The organism is Pseudarthrobacter sp. GA104, assembly GCF_009741265.1.
GTDB lineage: Bacteria > Actinomycetota > Actinomycetes > Actinomycetales > Micrococcaceae > Arthrobacter.
Genome location: NZ_WOWL01000001.1, coordinates 152648 through 177646, shown reverse-complemented (window position 1 = coordinate 177646; position 24999 = coordinate 152648). Strand labels below are relative to the sequence as shown.

Genomic DNA, 24999 nt, shown 5'->3' with positions numbered 1-24999 from the left:
CGTCGGTGCTGTTGTAGCTACTTCCATCAGTTCCAGAGGTCTTGTGCTGTTCGTAGTGTGGCTTTTGTCCAGAAATGGCCGTTTTTCTTCACGGCGTGGTTGGGCGGTTAGAGGTTCACATGAGGAGGGCTTGAGCGCGCAGCTTCAATGACGTCGTTTGGTGATGGCGCTAGTTCATTGATTTTCATGACTTAGCTCCCACCCCGCTGTAAGGGTCGGTCAGTGTGGCGGACGTGCGAAAGCGCCTGCATGAATCGTCACACTAGTTCAGCTCCCGATTTCGGCGGCGGTCGCTTCCTGTGCCTTCTGATGGAACCACTCGATGTGCTCTTGCAGGAGTCGGGCTGCGAGCTCTCCTTCGTGTGACTGGACGGCGTCGAAGATGCCGTGATGCTGGTTTCGAAGTGTGGAGATTACGTCGGGCCAGGCGTCCATGGCGTCCATTGCGCCTTTAACGTAGCCAACAATGGCGCCGCTGAGTGATTCCATCATGGTTGCGACCACAGCGTTCCCTGCCAGGGAGCTCAGGGCGACATGGAACCTGGCGTCCAGTTCATGGAACGTTTCACGACTGATGCCGGGATTGTCCATGGCTTGCAGGAGCTGGGCTGCCTGTTCTAGGTCCTCGTCGCCTCCTGTACGGTTCGCGCCGGCCCGGGCGGTCCAGGTTTCGAGCAGGATGCGGGTCTCGACAATGTCTTCGACCGGCAGTGTGCTGCTGGCGACGTGCAGTCGTAGGGCCGATGACAGGCCCGCGGAGGGGTCGGAGACGACGATTGCCCCGGAGGAGGGTCCGGATCCGACCGAGCTGCGCAGTATTCCCATGGCGTCCAGTACCCGGATGGCCTCCCGCACCGACGCCCTGGAAATCCCGTAGCTTTCGGCGAGGGTGCGTTCTCCCGGGAGCCGGTCCCCGACTTTGATTTTGCCCGAGCGGAGGTCCGCCTCGATGTCCTTCAGGAGCGCGTCATGGGTACGACGGCGGGGTGTTGCTCCTGCTTCGGCGGTGATCACGGGCGGTTCCTTACGGGCGGGCAGTGTGCGGGCCAGGGGGCGGCCCGCACACTGCGTCTTGAGTAGGCTGGACGCTAAGGCAGCATCCAGCCGAGGATGGGAGTGGACTGGAGGTAGGAGAGGGTGCACAGCACCAGCAGCAGCGCCACGCTCCACCCGACTACTTTACGCAGGATCACCGATTCCTTGCCTTCAAGGTTGACCGCGGACGCCGCGATGGCGAGGTTCTGTGGGCTGATCAGCTTGCCCACAACACCACCGGAGGTATTGCCGGCCACGAGAAGGTTCGGATCGATTCCTGCTTTCATGCCGGCGGTCTGCTGCAGCTTGGCGAACAGGGCATTCGCGGAGGTGTCGGAGCCGGTGACGGCCGTGCCGATCCAGCCGAGGACGGGTGAGAGGAAGGCGAAGAAGGTTCCGGTGCCGGCCAGCCAGGTGCCGATGGAAATGGTCTGTCCGGAGAAGTTCATGACGTAGGCCAGTGCCAGGACGGTGATGATGGTCAGGCCTGCCCAGCGCATCCGGTAGATGGTGTTCCAGATTTCTTTCACGGCGTTGCCGACGGTGATGTTGTAGCGGCCGTTTTCGTTGTACTTGGAGTACACGGCGGCGACGATCAGGCCGGTGAGCAGGAGAAGGGTGCCGGGGGTGGAGAGCCATTGGAAGGAGTAGATGGTGGAGGAGACGGGCTTGCCTGCTGCGTCAACGAGTGCGTCGTGCAGGATCGGCCACGGGATCTTGATGTCGGTGGAGGCCAGGAACGCGGGGACGTTTACACCGAGTTTCCAGAGTTTGGCGATGCCGAAGACGACGATGACCAGGAAGTAGGGGAACAGGGCGAGCCAGGTCCGCATCGGGGTCAGGCGGTCCGCTGCGGTGTCGGGGGTGCTGGTGAGGGTGGTGGCCCGGTGTGAGCCGCCGCCTGTGATGGCGGATTCCTTTTCAACGGCTGCGGCGGCCACACCGAGGCGGTCGCGTGCTTCGGAGCTGCCCTTCGGGGTCCAGACGCGGAAGAACAGTACGGCAGCGCCGAGGCCGGCGAGGGATGCGACGATGTCGGTGAGTTCGTAGGAGAAGTAGTTCGAGCACAGGAACTGCGCGATGGCGAAGGCGAAGCCGACGGCGAGTGCGGCGGGCCAGCAGTCTTTCAGGCCCTTGCGGCCATCGAGGATGAAGAGCAGGATCAGCGGCACGATGGTGGCCAGCAGCGGTGCCTGGCGCCCGACGATCGAGGCGATGTCCGTGGCGTGGAGTCCGGTGAGTCCCGCGGCGGTGGTGATGGGGATGGCCATGGCGCCGAAAGCGACCGGGGCGGTGTTGGCGACCAGGACGGCTGCCGCGGCGCGCAGCGGCGGCAGTCCGAGGGCGAGGAGCATGGTGGCGGTGATCGCGACAGGTGCGCCGAATCCGGCGAGGGCTTCGAGCAGGCCGCCGAAGCAGAAGGCGATCAGGACAGCCTGGAGCCGGACGTCGCCTTTACCGATCACGTCGAAGACGCGGCGGAGGTCCTCGAAGCGTCCGCTGAGGACAGTGACCTGGTAGAGCCAGACGGCCATGATGACGATCCACAGGACAGGGAAGGCGCCGAAGACGCCGCCCTGGGTCGCGGAGAGCAGTGCAAGGCCGGCTGGCATCTGGAATGCCACGATGCCAACGAGCAGGGCCATCAGCAGGGCGAAGGCCCCGGCGACATGGGCTCTGGTCTTGACGACGGCGAGCAGGATGAAGAACGTCAGTAGCGGCAGCAGGGCGACGATGGCCGACCACATGACGCTGTTGAGCACCGGGTCGGTGCTGGGTGTGAACTGGTCCACGGAGTTCCTCCACATTGAGGGGGTGACAGGGGATATGGTCAGACCTCTGTGGTCGGACCATCAGAGTGTAGCGTAAATTTTCCTGAAAGTGTGAGCGGCTTCACTTGGATTCGCCGGTTGCCAGTGGCGTCGGTCACGTGATCTACTATGGTCAGACCACAAACCCCTTAGCCCGAAAGGCTGCCATGCGAATCGCTTTGTTCGCTACGTGCATCGTGGATGCGATGTACCCCGCCACAGCGCGTGCCACCGTGAAAATCCTGGAACGGCTGGGACACGAAGTTGTGTTCCCGTCCGGCCAGGCCTGCTGCGGGCAGATGCACGTCAACAGCGGCTACCTCAAGGAAGCTGTCCCCGTGATCGCCAACCACGTCGCCGCCTTCGACACCGAGGACTACGACGTCGCCGTCGCACCGTCCGGTTCCTGCGTCGCCTCCGTGAAGCACCAGCACCCCATGGTCGCCCGCTCGTGCGGCGACAAGGATCTGGAAACACGTGCCACCGCAGTCGGTGCCAAAACCTATGAGCTCTCCGAACTGCTCGTGGACGTTCTCGGCGTGACCGATGCTGGCGCGCAGCTCGGTTCCTACTTCCCGCACCGCGTCACCTACCACCCGAGCTGCCATGGCATGCGCCTGCTCCGGCTCGGGGACCGGCAGGCGCGGTTGCTGGGCAGTGTCGCAGGGATCGACATGGCCGAACTGCCGGAAGCTGACCAGTGCTGTGGCTTCGGCGGCACGTTCTCGATGAAGAACGCCGACGTCTCCTCCGCCATGCTTGAGGACAAGACGGCGAATATCACGGCAACAGGGGCAAGCCTGTGCGCCGGAGGGGACGCGTCCTGCCTCATGCACATCGGCGGCGGCCTCTCCCGCCAGGGCAGCGACATCACCACCCTGCACCTGGCCGAAATCCTTGCCAGCACCCTCGAGGAGCCCGCGTCCGTCACCGGCGAAGTGCGCATCTCCACCGGAAAGGCCACGCGATGAGCACTTACCTCGGCATGCCCTCCATACCTGTCTATGGCACGGGCAACCTGCACGCCTCCGAGTCCTTCCCGAAGGCCGCCCACCGCGAACTCGGGAACGCCCAGCTCCGGGCCAACCTCGGCCACGCCACCCACACCATCCGTGACAAGCGGATCGCTGTGGTCTCCGAACTGCCGGACTGGGAACAGCTGCGCGATGCCGGTTCCGCGATCAAGGAATCTGTGATGGCACGGCTGCCCGAGCTCTTGGAACAGTTCGAGAAGACCTTCACGGCCCGCGGCGGCGTCATTCACTGGGCCCGCGACGCCACGGAGGCCAACGAGATCGTGGCCGGGCTGATCCGGGAGACCGGTGAAACTGAAGTGGTCAAGATCAAGTCCATGGCCACGCAGGAAATCGGCCTGAACGAGTACCTCGAAGAGCAGGGCATCGCAGCGTTCGAGACCGACCTCGCCGAGCTGATCGTCCAGCTGGACCATGACAAGCCCAGCCACATTCTGGTCCCGGCGATCCATAAGAACCGCAGCCAGGTCCGGGACATTTTCCTGCGCGAAATGGAGGGCGTGGACCCTGATCTGACCAACGAACCGGCCCGCCTCGCCGGTGCCGCCAGGGCGCACCTGCGCCGGAAGTTCCTTACCGCCAAGGTCGCCGTTTCCGGGGCCAACTTCGCACTGGCAGATTCGGGCACCCTCGCTGTTGTTGAATCTGAAGGTAACGGCCGGATGTGTCTGACACTGCCCGAGACACTGATTACGGTGATGGGCGTGGAGAAGCTTCTCCCCACCTGGCAGGACCTTGAAGTGTTCATGCAGCTGCTGCCGCGTTCCTCCACCGGGGAACGGATGAACCCCTATACCTCGCTCTGGACCGGCGTCACCGGAGGCGACGGGCCGCAGAACGTGCACCTGGTGCTTTTGGATAACGGCCGCAGCGCCGCGCTGGCAGATGAAATGGGCCGGTCCGCGCTGCACTGCATCCGCTGCAGCGCCTGCATGAACGTCTGCCCGGTTTATGAGCGCACGGGCGGCCACGCCTACGGCTCCACCTACCCCGGGCCTATCGGGGCGATTCTCTCACCGCTGATGACCGGCATCCAGGCCGAGGAGAACAACTCGCTGCCCTACGCGTCCTCACTCTGCGGGGCCTGCTATGACGCCTGCCCGGTAAAGATCAACATCCCCGACATCCTGGTGCACCTGCGCAGCGTCGATGTGGACAGCAAACGCGGCAAGAAGAAGATCCCCACCCAGATGGATGTCGGCATGAACGCCGCCTCCTGGGCGCTGTCCTCAGGAAAACGTCTCGGCCTTCTCGAAAAGGGGCTGCCGCTGGGACGCCTGGCCGCCGGCCCGGACAAGAAGATCACCAAGCTGCCCGGCATCGCCGCCGGCTGGACCCAAAGCCGCGACATCCCGGCACCCCCCTCGCAGTCCTTCCGGGACTGGTGGAAAAAGGAACACCGGACACCAGAGCCAGACGCTGCCCCCGCCGCGTCCCAAGATCAGGAAAACCAGCCATGAGCGCACGCGAAGAAATCCTCGAGCGGATCCGCACCGCCCTGAAAGACAGCCCCGTGGCGCCCGAGATCCCGCGGGAGTACCGGGCGGCATCCCAGCTGGATGAGGAGGCACTGATCGAGCTGCTGGTGGACCGCCTGATCGACTACAAAGCACAGGTCTCGGTCGTGGACAACGCAGAGGTCCCGGCGCGGATCGCGGAACTCCTCGCCGACGCCGGCAGCTACGTCGTGCCCACAGGGCTCGACGCCGGCTGGCTCACAGGACTCGAACTCGAACACGACAGCCGGCGCCGCCAGGACTCGGCCGCAGCGCCGCTGTCCGTCGCCGAGCTCGACGGCATCGACGCCGTCGTGACCGGCAGCGCCGTCGCCGTCGCCGAGACCGGGACCATCATCCTGGACGGCAGCCCCAACCAGGGCCGCCGCGCGATCACCCTGGTCCCGGACCACCACATCTGCATCGTCAAAACCACTGATATAACCGGGATCCTGCCCGAAGCGCTGCGCCGGATCGACGGCACTCGGCCCCTGACCATGATCAGCGGCCCGAGTGCCACCAGCGACATCGAACTTGAACGCGTCGAGGGAGTCCACGGCCCCCGCAAGCTCGACGTCATTATCGCCCGGTAGGATCCGGGCCGAAAGGCACCAACGCAGTTTCCGTTCCCCTCCGCAGTTGAACGAAAGGTACCCGCATGACTTTCTACCGCCATGACCTCTGGCACACCCTTCTCGGCGCCCTCGTGGAAGTCCGGAAAAACGGCACGGTCGTTCGGGAAGGACTCGTTGAGGATGTCATGCCCGATTCCTCGGCGCTCTGGATCGCCGCCGACGGGCTCACCGGCCGTGTTCTGATCGAAGCCGCTGAAGGACACGAGGTGTGGGTCGAGCCCAGAAAGCTTGAGGGTCAGCGCTCCTACCGGATGACATCGCTAGCACTTCAGGACGGGAGCGGACATCGGGCACGCAGGAACGCCGGCCATGGACGGCACCGCTACCGCGTCAGAACTGCAGTGACGGACAAGGCGTCGTAGACACCTTGCTCCGGCTTTCCAATACCTTCGCCACGAAATGACCGCCTGACCGTAACTAGGGCAGTTATGGCAACAGCCACGGCAGCACGGACAGGGGATCTATCCGCGTTGCCGTGGCCGCACCCCGCGCCGGGACGGCAGACACGCGTCTAGCCAGTCATCTTCTATGAATCAACGCGACTGGTTGTGACGGAACCCTGACGGGAGCACCATGATCTTATGGATCCTCAAACAGCTAATGGCGGAGAGCTGAGCCTTCCACAGGCGTTCCTCCTGCTGGCAACGAACGATATCGACGGCGAACCGGAGCTGCCGTCTTACGTACTCAGGACCACGGTGGCGGGGGCAATCCTGGCCGAACTGGACCTGCTTGGCGCAATCGAACTGCAGGGCAAGAATGTCCGGGCCACCGGTACAGAGCCACAAACACACCTCCAGCACGAACTGGAGATCATCCGCCACAAATCCCGTCCGCACCCACCTAAAAAGTGGGTCTCCATGCTCGAGGGCCGTGCCGAGGTGCAGCGCGTCTACGAGAGCATGGCCTCCCGAGGCATCCTGGATCAAGTCGGCGAAAAGCACCTCGGCGTGTTCAAGAGCGTGCGGTACCCGGAGAAGGACCATACTCCAGAAGCGGCGCTCCTGAAGAGGATCGAGTCGGCGCTGAGCGGTGGCCGCGCCGAATCGGCGTCCGGTTCCCGTGCCGAGCAGTTGGAGCCTTCAGAAACTGCCCGCGCGGAAACAGATCCCAGGAACCGGGCGCTGATCGCACTCCTGCACGCAGCGCGCTTGCTTGAGAAGCTATTCCCGGCAGCCGATCGGAACCGGATTCAGGACCTGACGCATGACCACTGGCCGGCCCGTGCGGTGGAGGACGAACTTCGCGAGCTCAGGGTGGCTGCTGAACCGCTCGTCTAGGAGACCGTGCTACAGCTTGTAACGGCAGGCCCTCCCTCCCGGGAATATCTTGTCTGTGCCTTCGTGGGCCCGGCCAGTTACTGACGAATGGGAGCCGGAGCGCGACAGGACAGCTTGTTCCCTCGGCCCGAGTCCAGACCAGAAGAGGTAGCTGCAACCGAAGCTGTAAGACTGAAGTTTAAGTTCGGCCGGGGCGGGTTCGTTCTGGGCGGTTTAGTTCGGTCATCAGGGAACGGTTAACGCTGTGGGCTGCTTGCAGGTCTGATGAGAGTGCTGCGACTTGCTGCTGAGCGTGATGAAGCTCTTGGGTTCTCTCGCTGGTTTGTTTGGAGAGGATGGCGTTTTGATCTGTCAGTTCCTGGACGCGAAGGCTTTGGGAGTGGGCGTCCGTGCCGTCGATTTGGTCCCCGAGCAGTTCGGAGATGCGTCGCTGGTGCCTCTGTAGTTCGTGCCTGAGCCGTTGGTTCTCCTGGCGCAGAAGATCACGTTCGACTTGGAGCGAGCCCGTCGTTGATTTTGTTGTTTCCGGGGATGTCACGGAGCCCGTGGCATGTCGTTTCTGTGCTTTCCTGACCTCGTCCAGGAGGGGTTCCTGTCGGACGAGCCACGGGCTGACACCGGCGAGGCGTGCAACCTCGGCTACCGTGATGGGGCTGCGCGTACGTTCCATGGCCTCAAGGGTTGCCAGAACCGCACCTCGTTTGTTATTGCTGTCCTTCTTTCGTTGCCGGACCATGGCGGCCGCGTTGCCCGGATGTTTGCTCACTCGATCTCCTTGCCGTTATCGGTCCTGAGTCTGAGGCTTCCGACCGGGATGAAGGGCTTCTCGACGGCGGTCGGGACGCTGGCGCGGACCCGGCGGAGCACAGCGGAGGCCTCGGCCAGTGACTCCCGCTCGATGGAAGGCAGGTCGGCAAGGCGTGATTCCTGTGCCTGGATAAGGCCCGTGAACGCTTCTATTTCATTCTTGGTGTCCGTGATTAACGAGGGGCGCAGGTTCTGGGCGATCTGCCACGCGAGGTCTTCTTTCATGCGTTCCAGATGCGCCTTGAGGTCAGGCAGGTGGGAAGGATCCGATCTGAAGAACGTACAGCCGCCGCATTGGAAGCGGGCGGGGCATGCCTTGCCTCCTGCTTTGATGTTGGTCGGTTCGGTGCAGTTGCCGAACGGGACGGCCACGGCGGCCATTGAGTAGAGCTCTTCAGCGACGGGGGCGTGGGTGCCGTGGGTGTCGAAGGAGAGTCTTTTGACGGATTCGATGGCTTTACGTTTTCGTGCGTTGGTCACCGTGTAGTACCTGGCTGTGGTGTCCGCGGATCGGTGGTCCATGAGGCGGCGGAGGGTTTCCTGGGCGACTCCTGCGTCGGCCAGCCGTTGGCAGTAGGAGTGGCGGAATGCATAGGCGAAGACGGAGGTTTTGCCGAAAGGAGTCCCCGTTCCGGGGCCGTTTGCCGGGCCGGGCAGGTCCGGGAGCCGGTTATCGATCCAGTCACGGAGCCGGCGGTTGAACCAGGCCGTTTTGAGGTGTTTGTCCCGGGCGCGGGAGCGGAACGTGGGAAACAGCCAGTCCTGCTGCCCGGCAGGCATCGCCTCGATGTGGCGGTCGCGGATGATGAACCACGACTCCAGGGCGTGGGCGGTTTCTGCCCAGATGGGGAGGCGCCTGCCCCTGCGTCTGCCTTTGTCGTTGTGCCACAGCAGGGTGGCTTGACCGGTCCTGTCGTAGCTCAGGCATTCCCTTCGGAGGCTTGCCGTCTCGTTCGGCCGCCTCCCGGCGTCGCGCAGCAGGGTCATGTAGCAGGTGAAGGCTGCTTTATAGACGTCATTGGGGACCGCGGCCGAGGTCGGACTGGCGACACGGGCCGTGGGTAACTGTTTGAAGAGGTACTCGATGACGGGTTCGGGGATTGCCCGTCCGGTCTCGTCGTCAGCGTCTGTCCCTGGGGCGTCTTCTAGCGGGATTTGCAGGTCGTAGTCGAGGGAGAAGGAGAGCGTGGTGTGTTCGAACAGGTCAGAGTTCTTCCGGGTGTAGTCGATCATGCCCGCCACGGTTGACCCGAGAAAGCGTTTGTAGGCGTTGGTCAGGGGTTTTCCGTCGAGCCGCGTCAGGCCGGCCAGTGCATGTGCGAGCACCTTGCCATGCTCGCGGGTCAGTCCGGATGCGTTGGTCGGCGCGGGAAGGCGTCGCGCCGAGCATTGGACGATGAAGTCGGTGCATAGTCTTGCGACGTGAGTGATGAGGGTCGTCGAGGAGGTTTCGGTGGTGGACCGCTCCAGGATCCAGAGCTTGGTCATGTGCCGGGCCCAGTCCAGAGGGATCGGGCGGAAATCCAGGGCAGCCATGGATCGTGCGGAGCCGGATCTGTTTGAAGAGGTCATGAGCAGACCGAACGGGATGAGGTCCGATTGCAGCAGATCACCGTCCGTGGACCACGGGACGTAGCGTTCCAGCAACCTCGCCCGCACCACCCGGAACATGGACCAGGCATTTACGGAACACAGCATATTGCCCTCAGCAAGTGCGTGGGTGTCGGCGTTCAGGAAGGACTTCGTGGCCTGAGGGAATTCCAGCGCCGACTTGATGAGGGCCTTGGTCGTGGTGATGTTGATCGGGAAGCCAATGCGGTCCTGATGCTGAAGGGACCACAGCAGTTCCGTGGCCAGTCCCGGGTGCCGGCGGCGTAGAGGGGCCAGGTTGAGTTCGTACCCGTCGGTTCTCGCCGGCGGCGCGTGGATTTCCCGGTAGCCGTCAGGTTCCAGAGAGACGACAGCTTCGCGTTCAAGATGCAGCGCAAGCTCACTCGGGTCGTGGATCAGCTTGGCGTGCATTCTGCAGATGCCCGTCTGGTTGGCGTGGTGACGTTTGTAGCCGCACCACGGAACTGCGCAATACTCTGGCGCTGCTACCGGATTGGCGGCTTGGGACGCGATCCATTCCTTGATGTCTTCGACTGTGTGGCGTGGTTGGTGGCCCAGACACAGGGGAGGGAGCCGGTCTTTTTGCTGGTGCCATCGTTTGGGGTTCCCCTCCGTCGGGGTCATCAAGGGCACACCAAGTCCCTTGCTACGGTTTGTGCAGTTCGTCACCGAACACAGGATCGGGACGACGCGGGATGCCCAGTTGGTGTCCTGCAGCTGGACTGCCCTTTCGACCCAGGCCTCGGCGGTCATGGCGCCGAGGCGTCTGGTGTGCCGGAGGTAGCGGCCGGTGCAGACGTTGCACAGCCCGCTGCGGCGTGTAAATGAGGGGCCATGGCAGCCAGGGAACCTGCACTGGTTGACGAGCGTGCCCAAGTGGCCAGGAACTCCGGTGAAGACCCTGGCCTCGCTGTCCCATTCCTCCGGCCGCCAATCGTCCCGGATTTCCTGGGCAAGCATGTGCTGGAAGCCTGCAAGGTCCGCGGCCGGGTCGACTGGTTCCGGCCGCGGTAGGACCGGAGAAACATCGAAGATGACTGATTGTCCGCCGCTCATGTGGGCTCCGACGAACGGAACCGGACACGTTCGATGGCCTCGCGCAGGTCCTGGTCGGAGGAGTGCTCATACACGAGCTGGGATGAGGGACTGCGGTGCCCGAGCAGTGCCTGAACGTCCCGCGTCGGCACTCCTGCCCTCTTCCAGCGGGTCGCCGCGGTGTGCCGTGTCATGTGCGGGTTTACCCGGAGCCCAGCACGGCCTGAAGAGCGGTAGAACATCTTCACGGCGTTGGAGTACTTCAACGCTTCCCCGACATGGGACCGGGAATACAGGTTGACGAAGACCATCGGGTTGGAATCCTGGGCCAACCGGTCGATGCGGTCCTCAAGGTACAGGTAATACAGGGTGCAGACCGCTTCAGTGACCGGGACTGTGCGTGGGTTCGAGGATTTGGACAGCGCAGCGTTGGGATTCTGTCGCCGCCGGACGTGGATATGTGGCCCAACGGACACACAACCGACGGCACGCGAGTCATGGAAAAGGTGCAGATCCTCTGTCCGCAGCCCCAAGGCCTCACCGATCCGGACGCCCGTTTCGACCATCAGTGCCACCAGGAAACGGTCACGGTGGTTGGAGACCGCCTCCAGCAACGACTCCGCACCGGTTTCATTCAGCAACTTCGGGGCTTCTTCGATTTCCTTGACGCGAACTGCCCGGGACCTCAACACCTGGCCCGGCAGGAGTCTGTCACCGGAATAGCCGTAGGCGATTCTGGTTTCGTAGAAGCCTGCGGCCGTCTTCTCACTGACCAGATCACTGCGCGCGGCCCACATGTAGAACTGGGTTATTGCCGCGGCATACTGGTTCATTGTTTTCCCGCTCCGGTAGCGCGGCTCACGATATTCCGCGTTTCCCTCCGGGGCGTTCAACGCGGTGACGGCGAGCTCCCGGATGAACCGGGAAACGACAGGAACACCGTCAGTCCAGTCCAACCTCGCCGGACCGAGCCAGGTGAAGAAAGCGGCCAGGCGCTGCGCGTAGGCCCGGATGGTGTTGGCGGACCGGGCAGAACCCAGAAGGTAGTGAAGGTAGGCGCTGGCCTCAGAATGCAACTCGTAGGTGGAGGAGTCCACTACTGCCCAGGACGGGCCTCCAGCCTTGTGGATGACGCTGAACGCGATCCAGCGCCGTGAAATCGGGACGATCGGGTGGGTGGTCGACGGAAACGGAATCAGGGACTGCGGCATACGAACGTACCTCGTCAGGGTAGATAATCCGTGCGTTCCGAGACGACCCTAATGCAGAACCTACATCGCTGTGAACCCCACTTGAGGGCAGATAAACAGTACCTGGACCTGCTGATGCTGCAGAAGTGGAAGAACTTACGTCGTCAACGATGTGAGTAGTCGGGCTTGCGCTGTTGTCGGCTAACCGTGCCCGCCAAGGGTCGAAATACGGCTGTGGACATTGTCCACACTTTCAGCTTCAGATTGTGTCGTACTTCCCTCGAACTGCTTCGGATTGCGCATGTTTCCACGGGCGTCCAGTGTTTGCAGGGCGGGAATGTAGTTCGAGTCCCACCTCGGGCACGACAGATTCCCTCGTCAGGGGCGATTTTGCTTTGGCGTGTTGACAAAGCTTGTGGTCGCAGGCCCTGACGGGTTGGTTCGCGGGCTGTGGCCTAGCCTCCGCGGTGGCTTATTCAGGTGTGTGGCGTGGCGGGTTCAAGTCCCTGGCTGGTGGGCCTTCCGTCTGCTGTGGCTGGGTTTATGCGGTCCTCATTCCGGTTCTGTCGGGCTGGTCGTGGGTGGCCAGCACCTATTCATGGTTCGGAATTGTGATTGCTACATGACCTCGCGGACTTTTCCTTCAGGAGCTTCGTGCGTGGGTCCGCGAGGGTTACCAGGAGCGCTGCCGGGGCGTTTGGCGTACCAAAGAGGGTGTTGACAGTGTCAACACTTACATCTGCTTTATGGCGTTGCCGGGGCTGTCGCTTGATCGACGCCGCTGCGACGACAGCCAAGCCCCAAGATTCATCACTTTGAGGAGATGCCGGACGGACTATTGGCGTCCCGACAGACGTCCGGGAGTTTAGTTATCTTGCACTGCAGGGGCCGCGCAGGTCGGATAGGGCTCAGCGCTGTTTCTCCGATTTCCAGTAGAAACGGGATGAAGCAAGGCTCTGATGCGCGAGGGCTTCGAACTGCGTCAGGTTGGGGTGTAGGCCAGCCGTACGGTGGCCTGATTGTGGGCTCCCGTTTCCGGACCCGTACAGTACAAGCACTAGCCCGAACCTTCCGTAAGGTAGCAATGGTTATCGGTCTTTCCTGGCCCCGCTACTCCTCAAGAAGCTGCCGTCGCAGCCTGGTGCGTCGTTGCCGGGGTCTGCCTCGATCACGATGACGCTCCATAGCTGATGTGTCATGGCAGCACAGAATCCTCGCGCCCGCCCCCGGGTCTCTACCGGGGAGGGTTGACGCCGGCCACGTGCCAGCCGTGTTCACTTATGGCGGCTCTGCCAAGTCTGCCGCCGGCTCTCCAACGTAGGGCAGGCGTCCATGCCGGGAGACGAGGCGGTATGCAGCGGTAAGTTCACAGGAACCAGTGACTTGCCCCGGCGTTGTGCGGTGGCAGGATTGCTTGGACGGATCTGTCTTAGCTCTCCAACGCAGGAACAAAGTACGCCACGTCCAGAAGGACGTGGCTCGTAGTCGTCAAAGACAAGCAGACTGGTGGCACGCCCTTCATTGCCCAGCGACGATCCCTCCTGGAGGCGAATACGCCCAACATTGATATGCGGGGGTGCCAGTAGGCCAGGGGTTGGATCTTGGGCCAGCCCGCCTGCTCCCGTCCTTTTGCGAGGGGACCGCCCCAAAACTATGGAAGGGCGCTGCAGGTACGCGTACTCAGGCGACACTTTTTGAGGTGAGATTTTCCAGCATGCTGCCGGCGTGAAGTGCTTTTAGGTTCCTCCCGATCAACGCTGCCGCTCCTTGTGGCCTGTTTCCCGAAACGTGCGGTGTGATGATGAGGTTTTCTGTTCTCCACAGTGGTGAAGTGGACGGCAGTGGTTCGCTTTGGGCGACGTCGATGGCCGCAACCCTCAGGTGGTTCTTTTCGATGGCGGATATAAGATCTGCTTCGTCGACCGTTGAACCACGTCCTGTGTTGATGAAAACGGAGCCTGGCGGCATGGCGGCGAACACACTGTTGTTGAACAGCTTGTCGGTTCGCGCGGTAGCGGGCACAAGGGAAATGAGCACGTTTGTACTTGCCAGCATTTCTCGGGCAGTATCTTCTGTCACCACGGGATAGCCTGCGCGGTTACCCGCCGTGCTTGCCACACCCGTGACCTTTGCGCCCAAGGATGTGAGCAGGGGAGCCAGCTTCGCGGCAATGGAGCCAAATCCCCAGACGAGGACGCGTGCGCCATTGAGTGTGTAGTCGCCGGCGCTGTCCGGGCTCGCCTGGTCATGTAGGTATTCGTTGTCCCACGTCCTGGACTGCTGTGCGAGGTAGAGCCGGTCGAGTCTCCGGACGCAGGCAAGCAAGAGCGCAAGGGTATGCTCGGCCACCGGCCCGTCGTGAAGCGAGCGGCCCGAACATACCTGTACCGATTCAGGAAAACCAGCGGCGGTAACGGCGTCCGTCCCCGAGGCGAGGGCCTGCACGAGGCGCAGGCGCGTCAGGTGTTGGGCTGCGGCGGCCAGTTGTGCCGGAGGGTTCTGCCACGCAACCAGAACTTCGGCATCCCTGTGTTCTTCCGGTATTGGGGCATGTACGTCATAGACGATGAAGTCGTCCCCCGCCCCACCTGTGAACGACTCTGAACTGACTGTTGACGGAAGTAGAACCTTCATCACATCTCACTTTTCCTCTTCGTCCTAGAACCATCTGCCCTAGAAGTCTTACCTCTTGCATAGTACTCCTCAGACGTTTAGAGTGTGAGTATGAACACGTCAGATGAGTCCAGTCGACAGCGCCGCTATTTGAATGTTGCCCAGGATCTGTTGATGGCCATTACCAGCGGCGAGTACGCGGCCGGGGAACGGTTACCGGCCCATACCGACATTGCTGCCCAATACCAGGTTTCTCGGCCGACGGCGCGGGAAGCGTTTCTGGCCTTGGAGCTTGTGGGGGCAATTGAAGTTCGCCACGGCGACGGAACTTTCGTGCGGCGGGCCGCTAGAGTAGGCGGGGCGGACGGCTCCCCCCTCGATGTCCCTCCGCGGGAGCTGATTGAGACGCGCCTGTCGATTGAGCCCGTGGCCGCCAGCCTCGCCGCGACCCGGATTACACCTGAGCGGATATCCACGTTGGAGCGGTATCTGGATCGCCAGGCCGAACTGGTGGAGGACTCCACTGGGGTTGCCGAGTTTGTTGCCTTGGGGCTGCAGTTCCACTCGGATCTGGCGCCGGGGTGCGGAAATTCAATCCTTTCCGGGATTATCGAGCAGCTGGTGAACGTCGAATCGCATCCACTGTGGGTTCTCGTCAACCAGCAAGGATTGCCGGACCCGGCTTCTCGGCAAATACAAGTCGACGAGCACCGTGCCGTCCTCAAAGCAGTCCGCGGCGGCGATCCTGTATCCGCAGCCGAGGCCATGCGGAATCATCTTGGGCACCTTGACCGTGCCATTTTCATGAACGGAGCTGGCACTGGTGCCTGACCAAACCATCCTTACGCCCTTCGACCTTGTTGTTACAGACGGCCTTATAGTCAACGCCTCCGGATCCACCGAGGGCACCGTCCTCATTAGAGACGGCCGCATCGCAGGGATCCTGGACCCCGATGCGCCGTTGCCGCCTCACAAGCGACAGATCGACGCGACAGGTCAGCTGGTTCTGCCCGGCGGCGTCGATCCGCACTGTCACGTCGGGCAGGTGCTCGGTGAATTCTCCATGCTGGACTCTCACGCTCAGGCAAGCATTGCCGCTCTGTGGGGCGGCACTACCACCATCATTGACTTCGCCATCCCGGAACCAGGCCAAAACCCGCTGCAGGCTGTTTACGAGAAGCGCAAGGCAGCACAGGATACCCGGACAGATTTGGCCCTGCATGGTGGTGTTGTTGCTTGGGACAACACCACGCGGGATCAACTCCTGTCATTGGCTGAACTCGGTGTCCTGACGGTCAAGATGTTCACCACTTACCGTGACGGGGTGATGGCCGGATTCGACACCATCGAAAAAGTTATGGAGGTTCTTGCCGATCTCGGTGGCGTGGCAATCATTCACGCCGAGGAGAATCATCTGGTCGAGGAGGCGCAAAACTACGAGCGGGAGAATGGGCGGGGCGACTCCCGGCACCACGCCCTAACGCGCCCCGAAGCAGCTGAAGCTGCTGCCGTCACCCGGGCCTTGGGGCTTGCGGCAAGCACTGGAGCGGCGGTCTACTTTGTGCACCAGACGACGCCGGATGTTGTGGATTTGGTTGCGGATGCCAGGTCCAGGGGCGTCCGCGCCTACTCGGAAACCTGCCCGCACTACATCACCTTGGATGACAGCGTCTACGAAAGCGGGAGACCGGAACTTTTCGTTTGCTGCCCGCCAATCCGCTCCGCTACCGCGATGACTGGACTGAGGGACCGGACGATCAGGGGCATGGTCCACACCCTGGGATCTGATCACTGCTGCTACTCGAGTTCACAGAAGGAAAAATACTCCCATGACGTGACCTCAATGCCCAACGGCCTCCCTGGTGTCGAAAACCGCATGACGGTGTCCTTTGACACGCTCGTCGTGCGCGGTGGTATGAGTGTTGAAAACTTCGTGGCGATGTCTTCAACAAACCCTGCGGTACTCAACGGCCTCAGGTCCAAGGGCTGGATAGGCCCTGGCGCGGATGCCGACGTGGTCATTCTCGACCCCACAATGACCAAGGTCATTAGCGCCAAGACGCACCACATGAACTCTGACTATTCGCCGTACGAGGGCACAGAGTTTACGGGCTGGCCCACAACAGTGATCAGCGCAGGACGCGTCGTTATTGACGATGATGGGTTTCACGATCCGGGGCCGATTGGACGCCAACTCTTCTCGAAAGCCCAGCTCGACGCCGTCCCGCTTCTGGCTGCACCAGCGGTCGGCGGAACACAAACCATGATCACCCGATTCAACAAAGAGGAGCTCCTGGCATGACCCGGAAAGTGATTCTTGATGTCGACACAGGAACCGATGACGCGATCGCGATCATGTTGGCGGCCCAGTCCCGGTCGCTGGATCTGATCGCCTGCACCACCGTATGGGGTAACCACGACGTTGACACCACGACAGAGAACACACTGCGGACTCTTGACCTGATCGGCCGCCAGGACATTCCGGTGTTCCGGGGACTCGGGAGGCCCTACGCACCCATCCCGTTCCTCTTCGAAGATCACGTTGACAGCGAGCGGGAAGTCATTCATCCCCATGATTTCCCGGCGCCGTCCACCCTTCGACAGGCATCCCAGCAGCCGGCAGTGGAATGGCTGGTCGAAACTCTCCGGGCAACCACGGAGCAGATCACCTTGGTGCCAGTGGCACCACTGACGAACATCGCAGCAGCCATCACTCTGGACCCCACGATCATCGAGGCGATCGATGAGGTTGTCATCATGGGCGGGGCCCATGCCCTGGGTAACGTCACGGCTTCAGCCGAAGCAAACATCTGGCATGATCCGGTCGCGGCAGACGTCGTCCTGCAGGCAGGTCTCGAACGTGTCGTGCTGGTGCCCCTGGATGCAACCCATAAAGCCAACATGTCCTTGCGCCATACCGCGGCCCTGCGGGCCATCGGCACTCCGGCCGCGGGTGTGGCTGCAGACATTGTCGAGCAGCGAATCCGTGGCTATAACGAAACCCAGCCTCAGGACGAACCGGACTCAGCTCCCGTGCATGATGCTCTTTGCATCGCGTACCTCTTAGACCCGGCGGTAGTCGACCTGGCGCCGTACCACGTCGCCGTCGACACGGTCAGCCCACTGGCTTTCGGCAAAACATTTGTCGATGTAGCCTCACGCACGCGCAAGAAACCCAATGCTTTTGTGGCTCTGGGCGCGGACGCGGACCTGTTCAACAAGCTTCTTTTCGAGGCATTGAACGAAGGGAGATAAGCAGCTAGTCCCCACGCGGAGGGTGAATGCCTAGGAAACGAACACCCTCCCACGCCAGAAACAAGGAGTTACTTTGTACACCAACTTTACATCACGACGGCGGACAAGCCGTTTGATCCTTACAACACTTGCGATTGGGGCCCTGGCCTCATCCGTGGTTGCCTGCTCACCCAGTTCCCCGGCCACCAGCGCCAACTGCCCCGACGGGTCAGCCAAACTCAAGGTTCTACGGTCCACCACAAACGTGCCAACCGACTCTCAGATGGCCGACTACACGACCAAGACCAACGGGTGCGTCACCTTCGACGTCACCGATGTGCCGTTCGGCCAGTATGCCGACAAGGTGAGTGTCCTCAGCTCCTCGGCCAACGCGCCAGACATTTACGGCTATGACATGCCGGAGACCGCGAACTATGCGTCCAAGGGCGTGCTGCTTCCCCTCGACAAGTATCTGCCTGAGGGGTGGAAGGATGATGTCCTGCCGGCAACCCTCACAGAGGGCAGCTACGAGGGCAAGGTCTACACCATGGGCGTGCAGCAGGACGCCTTAGGCCTGTACTACAACAAGACCCTGACTGACCAGGCCGGCATCACCGTCCCCACGACCCTGGATAAGGCCTGGACCTGGGAACAGGCCCGCGATGCCATGCTCAAATGCCAACAGGGAACACCTGGCAACCCAACGGTTTACGGGCTCGCCCCGACGCAGTTGGGTTCGGGCACACCCGGGCCGGTTTACAGCGACCTGTTGTATCTTCGCAGCGCCGGTGACCCTAAAGCGCCCAGTGATTCGTCAGCGTACAAGACCTTCTACGCCATCTCTCCTGATGGTAAAGAGGTGGACGGCTGGCTGAACACGCCCGAAGCTGTTAAAGCGGCCGGCTTCTATCAGTCCCTGTACAACGGTGATAAGGCGGTCACTTCCAAGACCGGGCGGCCCAATGCATTCCTGGACGGCAAAGCCTGTTTTGACATGTTCCACGCGGGGCAGGTCCAGCCCTTGAAGGACGCGAAGGTGTCCTTCGACTGGGGTGTGGCACCGCTGCCCTACATCAAGACCCCGATCGTTCATACGGGTGCGATCACTGTTGCGGCGTCCGCGAAATCGAAGCAGGCAGATGCGGCCGCGAAGTTTGTGGTTGCCGTGAGCACGGGTTCGGCAGCCAAGGAATATAACCAGAAAAACGGCCGTCTCCCCACGCTGAACAGCGTCTATAAAGACCTGCCGGAATTCCAGGAGCCCCCGCAGAGTCTGTTCTACAACGAGCTGGAGAAGTGGGGCCAGCCGCGGCCGCCCACTACGCACTTCTCCCAGTACAGCCAGATCGTTGAGAACGCGCTGAAAAACATCGCCTATGGCGGCGATCCCGAGGGCGAGCTGGACCAGGCTGTGTCCAAGCTGACGCCGCTGATGTCCCGATAAGGAGAGCATCCATGTTATCCACGACGACGAGGCCCGTTCGTGGAACTGGAAGGAAGCGGTCGCGGCGGGAATTACTCGTCGCGGCCGGCTTCCTGGCCCCGTTCCTCATCATCCTCGCAATATTTCAATACGCCCCTGTTGCACTCCTGATCAAAAACAGCCTTTTCAGTTACACACTTATCAACCCGGACCTGCAGACGTTCGTGGGGCTGGAGAACTTCGCCCGGATCTTCAGCGATCCAGCCGCCCTTCAAACTATAGGGGTCACGCTGATCTTTGCGGTCGGAATGGTTGTCCTGATCATTCCGCTGGGCTTCCTCTTGGCCACTTATCTCAATCAGCCCCTTCCAGGCAGGGGAATTCTTCGGACAGCGGTGTTCCTCCCGGTTATCACCTCATCCGTTGTTGTCGCTACCCTGTGGAATTTCCTGCTGGCCAATGAAGGACTCGTCAACGCCGTCCTGAATTCTCTGGGGCTTGGTACCGCCTCGTTCCTAACCGACCGGGCTTTGGCTTTGCCGTCGATCATCATCATGAGTGTTTGGCAGCAAGTTGGGATGGCCGCCATCCTCTACCTCGGCGGTTTGCAGTCCATTCCCGGGGACGTCATGGAGGCATCGGTCCTCGACGGCGCTGGGGGGCTGAAGCGGACGTTTTTGATCGTGATCCCGCTGCTGTCCAGGACGACGGTCATGGTCGTGGTCATCATGACTGTCTTTGCGCTTCAGTCGTTCACGCCGGCCTACGTCATGACTCAAGGCGCCCCGGGAGGCACCACCAACCTGCTCGTTTACGAAATCTACAAACAGGCCTTCACGCTGCAGGACCCGGGCTTCGCTTCAGCACTGTCGGTTCTGCTGTTGGTCGGAGCCATCACCATCAGCCTCATCCAAATGAGACTTCTCCGAACCCGATGGGACTACTGAGATGACACAGCTGACATCACAACGCGTGTCGGACGACGCCGGAGCCGGGGACGGCACGCGCGGAAACGACGATAGGACCGGCCGGAGTCGCGTGCCCGTCCGGCTATGGCAGCGGATCTGGACAACGGTCGTCGTCATAGCAATTCTGATGGCTTTCGTCCTGCCCTATGAATGGATGTTCGTCTCAGGCCTAAAGAGCCAATCGAGCATCTTCGCGGACATCAGTCCGCTTAGTTGGAAGACGTTTGTCCCACTCGCCGTGACCTTTGAGAACCTCCAAGAATTGTTCGTTGACCGGGGCGTAGGCCGCGCCCTGCTGAACTCGTTCCTGGTCGCAGCATTCCAGGTGGTGGCCTCACTCATACTGTGTACCTTGGCGGCCTACGCGCTGACCAGAATCGCCTTCAAGGGCCGTAACGCGGTGTTCGCAGTCATACTTGCCACGTTCATGCTTCCGGCCGAAGCACTCGTCGTCCCGCTGTACCAGCTGATCTCCGCCATGAGCCTGCAGGACACCCTTCTCGCCGTCGGCGTTCCCTGGATCGCCAGCGCGTTCGGGTTGTTCCTGCTCCGTCAGTCCTTCGAAGCGGTTCCCCTGGAACTCGACGAGGCAGCCAAACTCGATGGCGCCGGGCACTTCCGGATCTTCTGGTCAGTCATTCTCCCTGTAGTCAGGGTGGACCTGGTCACGTTTGTGCTGATGATTTTCCTGTTCTCGTGGAACGGATTCCTTTGGCCCCTCGTGGCCATCCAGAGCACAGAGAACACGCTCGTGCAGGTCGCCGTCGCCCAGTCCGTGTCTCCCGGGGCACTGCCAAACTGGGGCCTGACGTTCGCGGGAGCCTCCGTGGCCACCATCCCCCTGCTAATTCTGTTCATCTTCCTTCAACGACTCTTCATCCCCGGGCTCGCCCGGACCGGATTGAAGTAAGCCCGATACAAATACCTTCCAGGAGCTAAAAAATGACCAAGAAAATCATCCTCGACGTTGACCCCGGGCACGACGACGCCATCGCTATCCTCCTCGCACAGGGAAACCCTGACGTTGAACTGGCCGCCATCACCTCCGTGGCAGGCAACCAGGTCCTGGCAAAAACAACCTATAACGCACAACGAGTAGCCACACTGGTCGGCGCTACGAACATCCCGATCGCCGCCGGCGCCGAATTCCCCCTGGTGCGCGAACAGATCACCGACGGCGAAGTGATCGCCGGATCCGTCCATGGTGTCTCCGGGCTGGACGGCCCGGAGCTGCCGGAACCCGCGATGGAGCTCGATCCCCGCCACGCCGCACAACTCATCATTGACCTCGTCATGGCAGGGGAACAGGACGAGTACACCCTCGTTCCCACCGGCCCACTGACCAACATCGCCCTGGCCATGCGGCTGGAACCAAAAATCATTGCCCGTGTAAAGGAAGTCGTCCTCATGGGCGGGGCGTACACCCAGGGAAACGCCACGCCCGCGGCCGAGTTCAACATCCTGGCGGACCCCGAAGCTGCCGCAGCCGTTTTCGCCGCAGAGTGGCAGGTAACAATGGTCGGCCTGGACCTGACTCACCAGGCAGTCGCCACCCCTGAGGTGAAGGAACGGATTCGCGCGATCGGAACACCCATTTCCCAAGTAGTGGTCGAATGGCTCGACTTCTTCGGCGCAAACTACGACTCCGTGTGGAAGATGCCCTACCCGCCAATCCACGATGCCTGTGCAGTCGCCCGCGTCATCAACCCCTCCGTTGTCGGCGTGAAAGAAGCCTTCATCGCTGTCGAAACACAGGGTAAATGGACCTACGGCGAAACCGTTACCGACTTTCTCGGAGCCTACGGCCTGCCCTTCAACAACCTCGCAGCCACCACTTTGGACTTCGACGCTTTCTGGGACCTCATCATCGACGCCATCAAGCAAGTCAGCTAGCTGACACACCCCGTCCGTCCCGGCCTGCGCCTCGGCAGGCCGGGACGGCACCCCTTGCTCGCCAAAAGAAAGGCTTAACCCCATGCGCCTCGCAGGCCGCACAGCAATCGTCACCGGAAGCTCCTCCGGAATCGGGCGGGCCATCGCACTCCGCTTCGCCCGCGAGGGGGCGAATGTCGTGGTCAGCGACATCCGGGAAGACCCCATCTGGAGCGGTGACGACGAAAGACCCACAGCCGACCTGATCACGGCCGAAAACGGGACCGCGGTATTCCAGCAGACTGACGTCTCGGACGCCGCGGCCGTCGACAGACTCGTGAACCGCGCCGTTGACGAGTACGGACGTCTGGACATCGTGGTCAACAACGCCGGCCTGGTGTTCTCCTCCTCCGTACTCGACACAAGTGAAGAAGACTGGGACCGTCTCATGGACGTGAACCTCCGGGGGCAGTTTCTCAGCTGTAAACGCGGCATCCGTCAAATGATGGACCAGGAGCCCATCGGTGAAGTCCGCGGCCGGGTGATCAACGTCGCGTCCCAACATGGTCTCGTCGGTCCGCCTGATTTCTTCGCCTATGCAGTCAGCAAAGGCGGAATGATCCAGATGACCCGGCAGCTCGCCGTCGACTATGCCAAACATGGAATCATCGTCAACGGCATCGCCCCGGGCCGAATCATCACCGGCACCCATCCCGGCGAGGTCGATATGACCGACCCTGTCCTCGAGTACTCACGGTCCCGCACGCCCTTCCCAAGGCTGGGCCGGGCCGAAGACGTGGCAGGCGCAGCCCTGTTCCTGGCATCAGATGACTGCAGCTACATCTCGGGACATAACCTCTTGGTTGACGGCGGATGGATGGCGTACTGATGACAACGCCTACAGGACCCCCTCGTGACCTGGTCGGCTACGGGGCGCACATCCCGAAAGTCACCTGGCCGGACAATGCCAACATCGCAGTCAACATTGTCGTGAACTACGAGGAAGGCTCCGAGTACTCCTACGCTGCAGGAGACTGCGAGAACGACGTGCTGGGCGACTCCGGCTACCGGTTTCCGGCGCACGTTCGCGACCTGGCACAGGAATCGATGTACGAGTACGGGAGCAGGGCCGGCATCTGGCGGCTCCTGAGGCTCTTCGATGAGCTTCACGTGCCTGCAACCTTCTTCGGCTGCGCGGTGGCCTTTGAGAAAAATCCCGCCGTCGCCGCCTGCGCCAGCCGGGCCGGACATGACCTCGTCTCACACGGCTGGAGATGGGAAGAACATTGGCGCCTGAGCCGGGATGAGGAACGCGAACACATCCGCCTGGCCGTGGAATCCTTCGAAAAGACATGGGGCAGCCGGCCCACCGGCTGGTACTGCCGGTACGGACCCTCCGTGAACACCCGTGAGCTCGTCGTCGAGGAAGGAGGCTTCGCCTTTGACTGCGACGCCTACAACGACGACCTTCCGTACTTCACCACGGTCAACGGCAAGGAGCACCTCGTCGTACCGTATTCCCAGACCTACAACGACTCCCAGGGGTCCAAAAATCCCTCGGAGTTCCTGGACTACATCAAACGTGCCTTCGACGAACTGTGGCTCGAAGGCGAACGTGGCTTCCCCAAGATGATGTCCATCGGGCTGCACCCAAGGCTCGTTGGCCAGGCCGCCCGCACGTCGGCTTTGCGTGAGTTCATCACCTACGCCCAGCACAAGGGCGGCGTCTGGTTCGCCCGGCGAAACGACATCGCAGACTGGTGGTCCACACACCACCACGACTTCCCGCTCGTCGACAGTTTGCGCGCGTCTTGCTGACCGGCGAACAGGTTCCGTACCAGGCGCGCTGGCAGGCGGTGTGGGAAACGCTCGAAAGCGAGGGGCTGGACGCATTGGTCGTCCATGGGCGAGGACAGGTTGCTCATTACGGCAACATCGCACACCTCATCGGGCACATTCCCAGTAACAAGGGATTGTTCGTTGTGATTGCCCGGGGAGGTGTGCCGGAGGTGATCGCATCCTCGGCCCAGGCTGCCCGTTACGTCCTGATGGACCACTTACTTGCACCTGGAGTTATCGTCCGCACCCCGGGCAAAGGCCCCGAGGCAACGCTGTATAAGGAAATTGCCGCAGCCACAGGTCCCGGGACTGTTGGATTGGCCGCCTCCGATGAGAATGGTCTGCTCCATAAAGACCACGACGGCATCCTTGCGGACCTGGGGCCCGGGACCCAGGTCATCGACGCCTTCGGCATTCTGGAATCACTGCGCCGGCAACCGGAGACGACTAAGACAGAGCAGCTTCGCCGTTCCATGGCCAGGGCCGAGGGCGCAATGGAAGCTGCAGCACACCGGCTGCGGAGCGACGGCACCGAAGCAGACGTCGCCGGTGCCATCGCGCACTATCTGCGTTCCCACGGCTCGCTCTTTGACATCATCCATGTCGCCGCGAACGACTTCCATGGCCAGCACCCCGCCGACAGGCCAATCTTGGACGGGGACCTGGTCACCGTTTTCATCGAAACCGCCGCGGCCGATGGGCATTGGGTCGAACTCGGTGCATTGTTCGCCCTGGGCGACGTGAGCACCCAGCGCCTCATGCTCGCCGACCAGACCGTGAAAGCTCTTGACGGTGCCGCCAGCTACCTCCGTGGCGGACACCAGGCCAGCGCCGTCGCGGGATTCCTGGCCAGGCAAGGGCGTCACACCATCGGATTCGGACACTGCATTGGTCTGGATGAGATACCCCTACCCATCACCAACGGGTCCGCGTGGACACTGCTCGACGGCGAGGCCATCGCCTTGCACCCGAGCCTTGTGTGTGAGGGCGGGCAGGAGTCAGCGGGGGTCGCCAACACCTACGTCGTCAGTGAAACCGGCGGTGTCCCCTTGTCCCATTACCCCACAACACTGCGGCGGATCAGCCGCTCACACCAGTAACCACCCAAGAAGGAAC

Annotated in this window: 22 protein-coding genes; 16 read left to right on the top strand and 6 right to left on the bottom strand. The window is 61.8% G+C overall.

The window, feature by feature from the left end; genetic code table 11:
* Window positions 1-267: 267 nt before the first annotated feature.
* Both GK109_RS00775 and GK109_RS00770 read right to left on the bottom strand, forming a co-directional pair.
* A complete protein-coding gene (locus GK109_RS00775; protein WP_237429435.1) occupies window positions 268-1014 on the bottom strand; it encodes a FadR/GntR family transcriptional regulator in 747 nt (248 codons plus the stop codon).
* 74 nt (window positions 1015-1088) lie between these two features.
* Window positions 1089-2828, bottom strand: a complete 1740-nt coding sequence (locus tag GK109_RS00770; RefSeq protein ID WP_254753039.1) for an L-lactate permease — start codon at window positions 2826-2828, stop codon at window positions 1089-1091.
* A 185-nt stretch (window positions 2829-3013) separates the two neighbouring features.
* Between GK109_RS00770 and GK109_RS00765 the strand changes: the two genes are divergently transcribed.
* The 5 genes from GK109_RS00765 to GK109_RS00745 all read left to right on the top strand — a co-directional run bounded on the left by GK109_RS00765 (window position 3014) and on the right by GK109_RS00745 (window position 7291).
* Window positions 3014-3817, top strand: a complete 804-nt coding sequence (locus GK109_RS00765) for a (Fe-S)-binding protein (protein WP_157238333.1) — start codon at window positions 3014-3016, stop codon at window positions 3815-3817.
* A complete protein-coding gene (locus GK109_RS00760; protein WP_157238332.1) occupies window positions 3814-5340 on the top strand; it encodes a LutB/LldF family L-lactate oxidation iron-sulfur protein in 1527 nt (508 codons plus the stop codon). The genes GK109_RS00765 and GK109_RS00760 overlap by 4 nt, the downstream gene beginning before the upstream one ends.
* Window positions 5337-5969 carry a lactate utilization protein C gene (locus GK109_RS00755; RefSeq protein WP_157238331.1) on the top strand — a complete coding sequence of 211 codons (633 nt, stop codon included), beginning with the start codon at window positions 5337-5339 and terminating at the stop codon, window positions 5967-5969. The genes GK109_RS00760 and GK109_RS00755 overlap by 4 nt, the downstream gene beginning before the upstream one ends.
* A 65-nt stretch (window positions 5970-6034) precedes the next feature.
* Window positions 6035-6373, top strand: coding sequence for a hypothetical protein (locus GK109_RS00750; RefSeq protein ID WP_157238330.1), 339 nt, complete (start codon window positions 6035-6037; stop codon window positions 6371-6373).
* 219 nt (window positions 6374-6592) lie between these two features.
* Window positions 6593-7291 carry a GPP34 family phosphoprotein gene (locus GK109_RS00745; RefSeq protein ID WP_157238329.1) on the top strand — a complete coding sequence of 233 codons (699 nt, stop codon included), beginning with the start codon at window positions 6593-6595 and terminating at the stop codon, window positions 7289-7291.
* 178 nt (window positions 7292-7469) lie between these two features.
* On the opposite strand, the gene GK109_RS00740 is transcribed toward GK109_RS00745, so the two are convergent.
* A complete protein-coding gene (locus tag GK109_RS00740) occupies window positions 7470-8057 on the bottom strand; it encodes a hypothetical protein (protein WP_157238328.1) in 588 nt (195 codons plus the stop codon).
* The gene (locus tag GK109_RS00735; RefSeq protein WP_197432374.1) at window positions 8054-10120 is read right to left on the bottom strand and encodes a tyrosine-type recombinase/integrase; all 2067 of its coding nucleotides are present in this window, start codon (window positions 10118-10120) and stop codon (window positions 8054-8056) included. Before GK109_RS00735 ends, GK109_RS00740 begins: the two co-directional genes overlap by 4 nt.
* A 423-nt stretch (window positions 10121-10543) precedes the next feature.
* Between GK109_RS00735 and GK109_RS21855 the strand changes: the two genes are divergently transcribed.
* A complete protein-coding gene (locus tag GK109_RS21855; protein ID WP_197432373.1) occupies window positions 10544-10723 on the top strand; it encodes a hypothetical protein in 180 nt (59 codons plus the stop codon).
* Between the two features lie 38 nt (window positions 10724-10761).
* On the opposite strand, the gene GK109_RS00730 is transcribed toward GK109_RS21855, so the two are convergent.
* Together GK109_RS00730 and GK109_RS00725 are read right to left on the bottom strand one after the other, a co-directional pair.
* On the bottom strand, window positions 10762-11955 hold the full coding sequence (locus GK109_RS00730) for a tyrosine-type recombinase/integrase (protein WP_157238326.1): 1194 nt from the start codon (window positions 11953-11955) through the stop codon (window positions 10762-10764).
* 1659 nt (window positions 11956-13614) lie between these two features.
* Complete coding sequence (locus tag GK109_RS00725) at window positions 13615-14568, bottom strand: NAD(P)-dependent oxidoreductase (RefSeq protein ID WP_157238325.1); 954 nt, start codon at window positions 14566-14568, stop codon at window positions 13615-13617.
* A 90-nt stretch (window positions 14569-14658) separates the two neighbouring features.
* Between GK109_RS00725 and GK109_RS00720 the strand changes: the two genes are divergently transcribed.
* From GK109_RS00720 to GK109_RS00675, 10 genes are all read left to right on the top strand, one after another.
* Entirely contained in the window at window positions 14659-15378 is a 720-nt protein-coding gene (locus GK109_RS00720) for a FadR/GntR family transcriptional regulator (protein ID WP_157238324.1), read from the top strand.
* Window positions 15371-16849, top strand: coding sequence for an amidohydrolase family protein (locus GK109_RS00715; protein WP_197432372.1), 1479 nt, complete (start codon window positions 15371-15373; stop codon window positions 16847-16849). Before GK109_RS00720 ends, GK109_RS00715 begins: the two co-directional genes overlap by 8 nt.
* Window positions 16846-17802, top strand: a complete 957-nt coding sequence (locus GK109_RS00710) for a nucleoside hydrolase (RefSeq protein ID WP_157238322.1) — start codon at window positions 16846-16848, stop codon at window positions 17800-17802. The genes GK109_RS00715 and GK109_RS00710 overlap by 4 nt, the downstream gene beginning before the upstream one ends.
* A 262-nt stretch (window positions 17803-18064) precedes the next feature.
* Window positions 18065-19225: an extracellular solute-binding protein gene (locus GK109_RS00705; protein ID WP_157238321.1), complete on the top strand. Its 1161-nt coding sequence runs from the start codon at window positions 18065-18067 to the stop codon at window positions 19223-19225.
* Window positions 19226-19236: 11 nt separating this feature from the next.
* Complete coding sequence (locus GK109_RS00700) at window positions 19237-20151, top strand: carbohydrate ABC transporter permease (protein ID WP_157238320.1); 915 nt, start codon at window positions 19237-19239, stop codon at window positions 20149-20151.
* Window positions 20152-20299: 148 nt separating this feature from the next.
* Entirely contained in the window at window positions 20300-21082 is a 783-nt protein-coding gene (locus GK109_RS00695; RefSeq protein ID WP_197432371.1) for a carbohydrate ABC transporter permease, read from the top strand.
* Window positions 21083-21114: 32 nt separating this feature from the next.
* Complete coding sequence (locus GK109_RS00690) at window positions 21115-22065, top strand: nucleoside hydrolase (RefSeq protein ID WP_157238318.1); 951 nt, start codon at window positions 21115-21117, stop codon at window positions 22063-22065.
* Window positions 22066-22147: 82 nt separating this feature from the next.
* A complete protein-coding gene (locus tag GK109_RS00685) occupies window positions 22148-22933 on the top strand; it encodes an SDR family NAD(P)-dependent oxidoreductase (protein ID WP_157238317.1) in 786 nt (261 codons plus the stop codon).
* Complete coding sequence (locus GK109_RS00680) at window positions 22933-23862, top strand: polysaccharide deacetylase family protein (RefSeq protein WP_157238316.1); 930 nt, start codon at window positions 22933-22935, stop codon at window positions 23860-23862. Before GK109_RS00685 ends, GK109_RS00680 begins: the two co-directional genes overlap by 1 nt.
* Window positions 23856-24983, top strand: a complete 1128-nt coding sequence (locus GK109_RS00675) for a Xaa-Pro peptidase family protein (RefSeq protein WP_157238315.1) — start codon at window positions 23856-23858, stop codon at window positions 24981-24983. Before GK109_RS00680 ends, GK109_RS00675 begins: the two co-directional genes overlap by 7 nt.
* Window positions 24984-24999: the final 16 nt, after the last annotated feature.

Bases quoted from the DNA above. Each gene is read 5' to 3' on its own strand.
- GK109_RS00765 (WP_157238333.1), top strand. From the start codon at position 3,014: ATGCGAATCGCTTTGTTCGCTACGTGCATCGTGGATGCGATGTACCCC.
- GK109_RS00760 (WP_157238332.1), top strand. From the start codon at position 3,814: ATGAGCACTTACCTCGGCATGCCCTCCATACCTGTCTATGGCACGGGC.
- GK109_RS00755 (WP_157238331.1), top strand. From the start codon at position 5,337: ATGAGCGCACGCGAAGAAATCCTCGAGCGGATCCGCACCGCCCTGAAA.
- GK109_RS00750 (WP_157238330.1), top strand. From the start codon at position 6,035: ATGACTTTCTACCGCCATGACCTCTGGCACACCCTTCTCGGCGCCCTC.
- GK109_RS00745 (WP_157238329.1), top strand. From the start codon at position 6,593: ATGGATCCTCAAACAGCTAATGGCGGAGAGCTGAGCCTTCCACAGGCG.
- GK109_RS00735 (WP_197432374.1), bottom strand. From the start codon at position 10,120: ATGCACGCCAAGCTGATCCACGACCCGAGTGAGCTTGCGCTGCATCTT.
- GK109_RS21855 (WP_197432373.1), top strand. From the start codon at position 10,544: ATGGCAGCCAGGGAACCTGCACTGGTTGACGAGCGTGCCCAAGTGGCC.
- GK109_RS00730 (WP_157238326.1), bottom strand. From the start codon at position 11,955: ATGCCGCAGTCCCTGATTCCGTTTCCGTCGACCACCCACCCGATCGTC.
- GK109_RS00725 (WP_157238325.1), bottom strand. From the start codon at position 14,568: ATGAAGGTTCTACTTCCGTCAACAGTCAGTTCAGAGTCGTTCACAGGT.
- GK109_RS00720 (WP_157238324.1), top strand. From the start codon at position 14,659: ATGAACACGTCAGATGAGTCCAGTCGACAGCGCCGCTATTTGAATGTT.
- GK109_RS00710 (WP_157238322.1), top strand. From the start codon at position 16,846: ATGACCCGGAAAGTGATTCTTGATGTCGACACAGGAACCGATGACGCG.
- GK109_RS00705 (WP_157238321.1), top strand. From the start codon at position 18,065: ATGGCCGACTACACGACCAAGACCAACGGGTGCGTCACCTTCGACGTC.
- GK109_RS00700 (WP_157238320.1), top strand. From the start codon at position 19,237: ATGTTATCCACGACGACGAGGCCCGTTCGTGGAACTGGAAGGAAGCGG.
- GK109_RS00695 (WP_197432371.1), top strand. From the start codon at position 20,300: ATGGCTTTCGTCCTGCCCTATGAATGGATGTTCGTCTCAGGCCTAAAG.
- GK109_RS00690 (WP_157238318.1), top strand. From the start codon at position 21,115: ATGACCAAGAAAATCATCCTCGACGTTGACCCCGGGCACGACGACGCC.
- GK109_RS00685 (WP_157238317.1), top strand. From the start codon at position 22,148: ATGCGCCTCGCAGGCCGCACAGCAATCGTCACCGGAAGCTCCTCCGGA.
- GK109_RS00680 (WP_157238316.1), top strand. From the start codon at position 22,933: ATGACAACGCCTACAGGACCCCCTCGTGACCTGGTCGGCTACGGGGCG.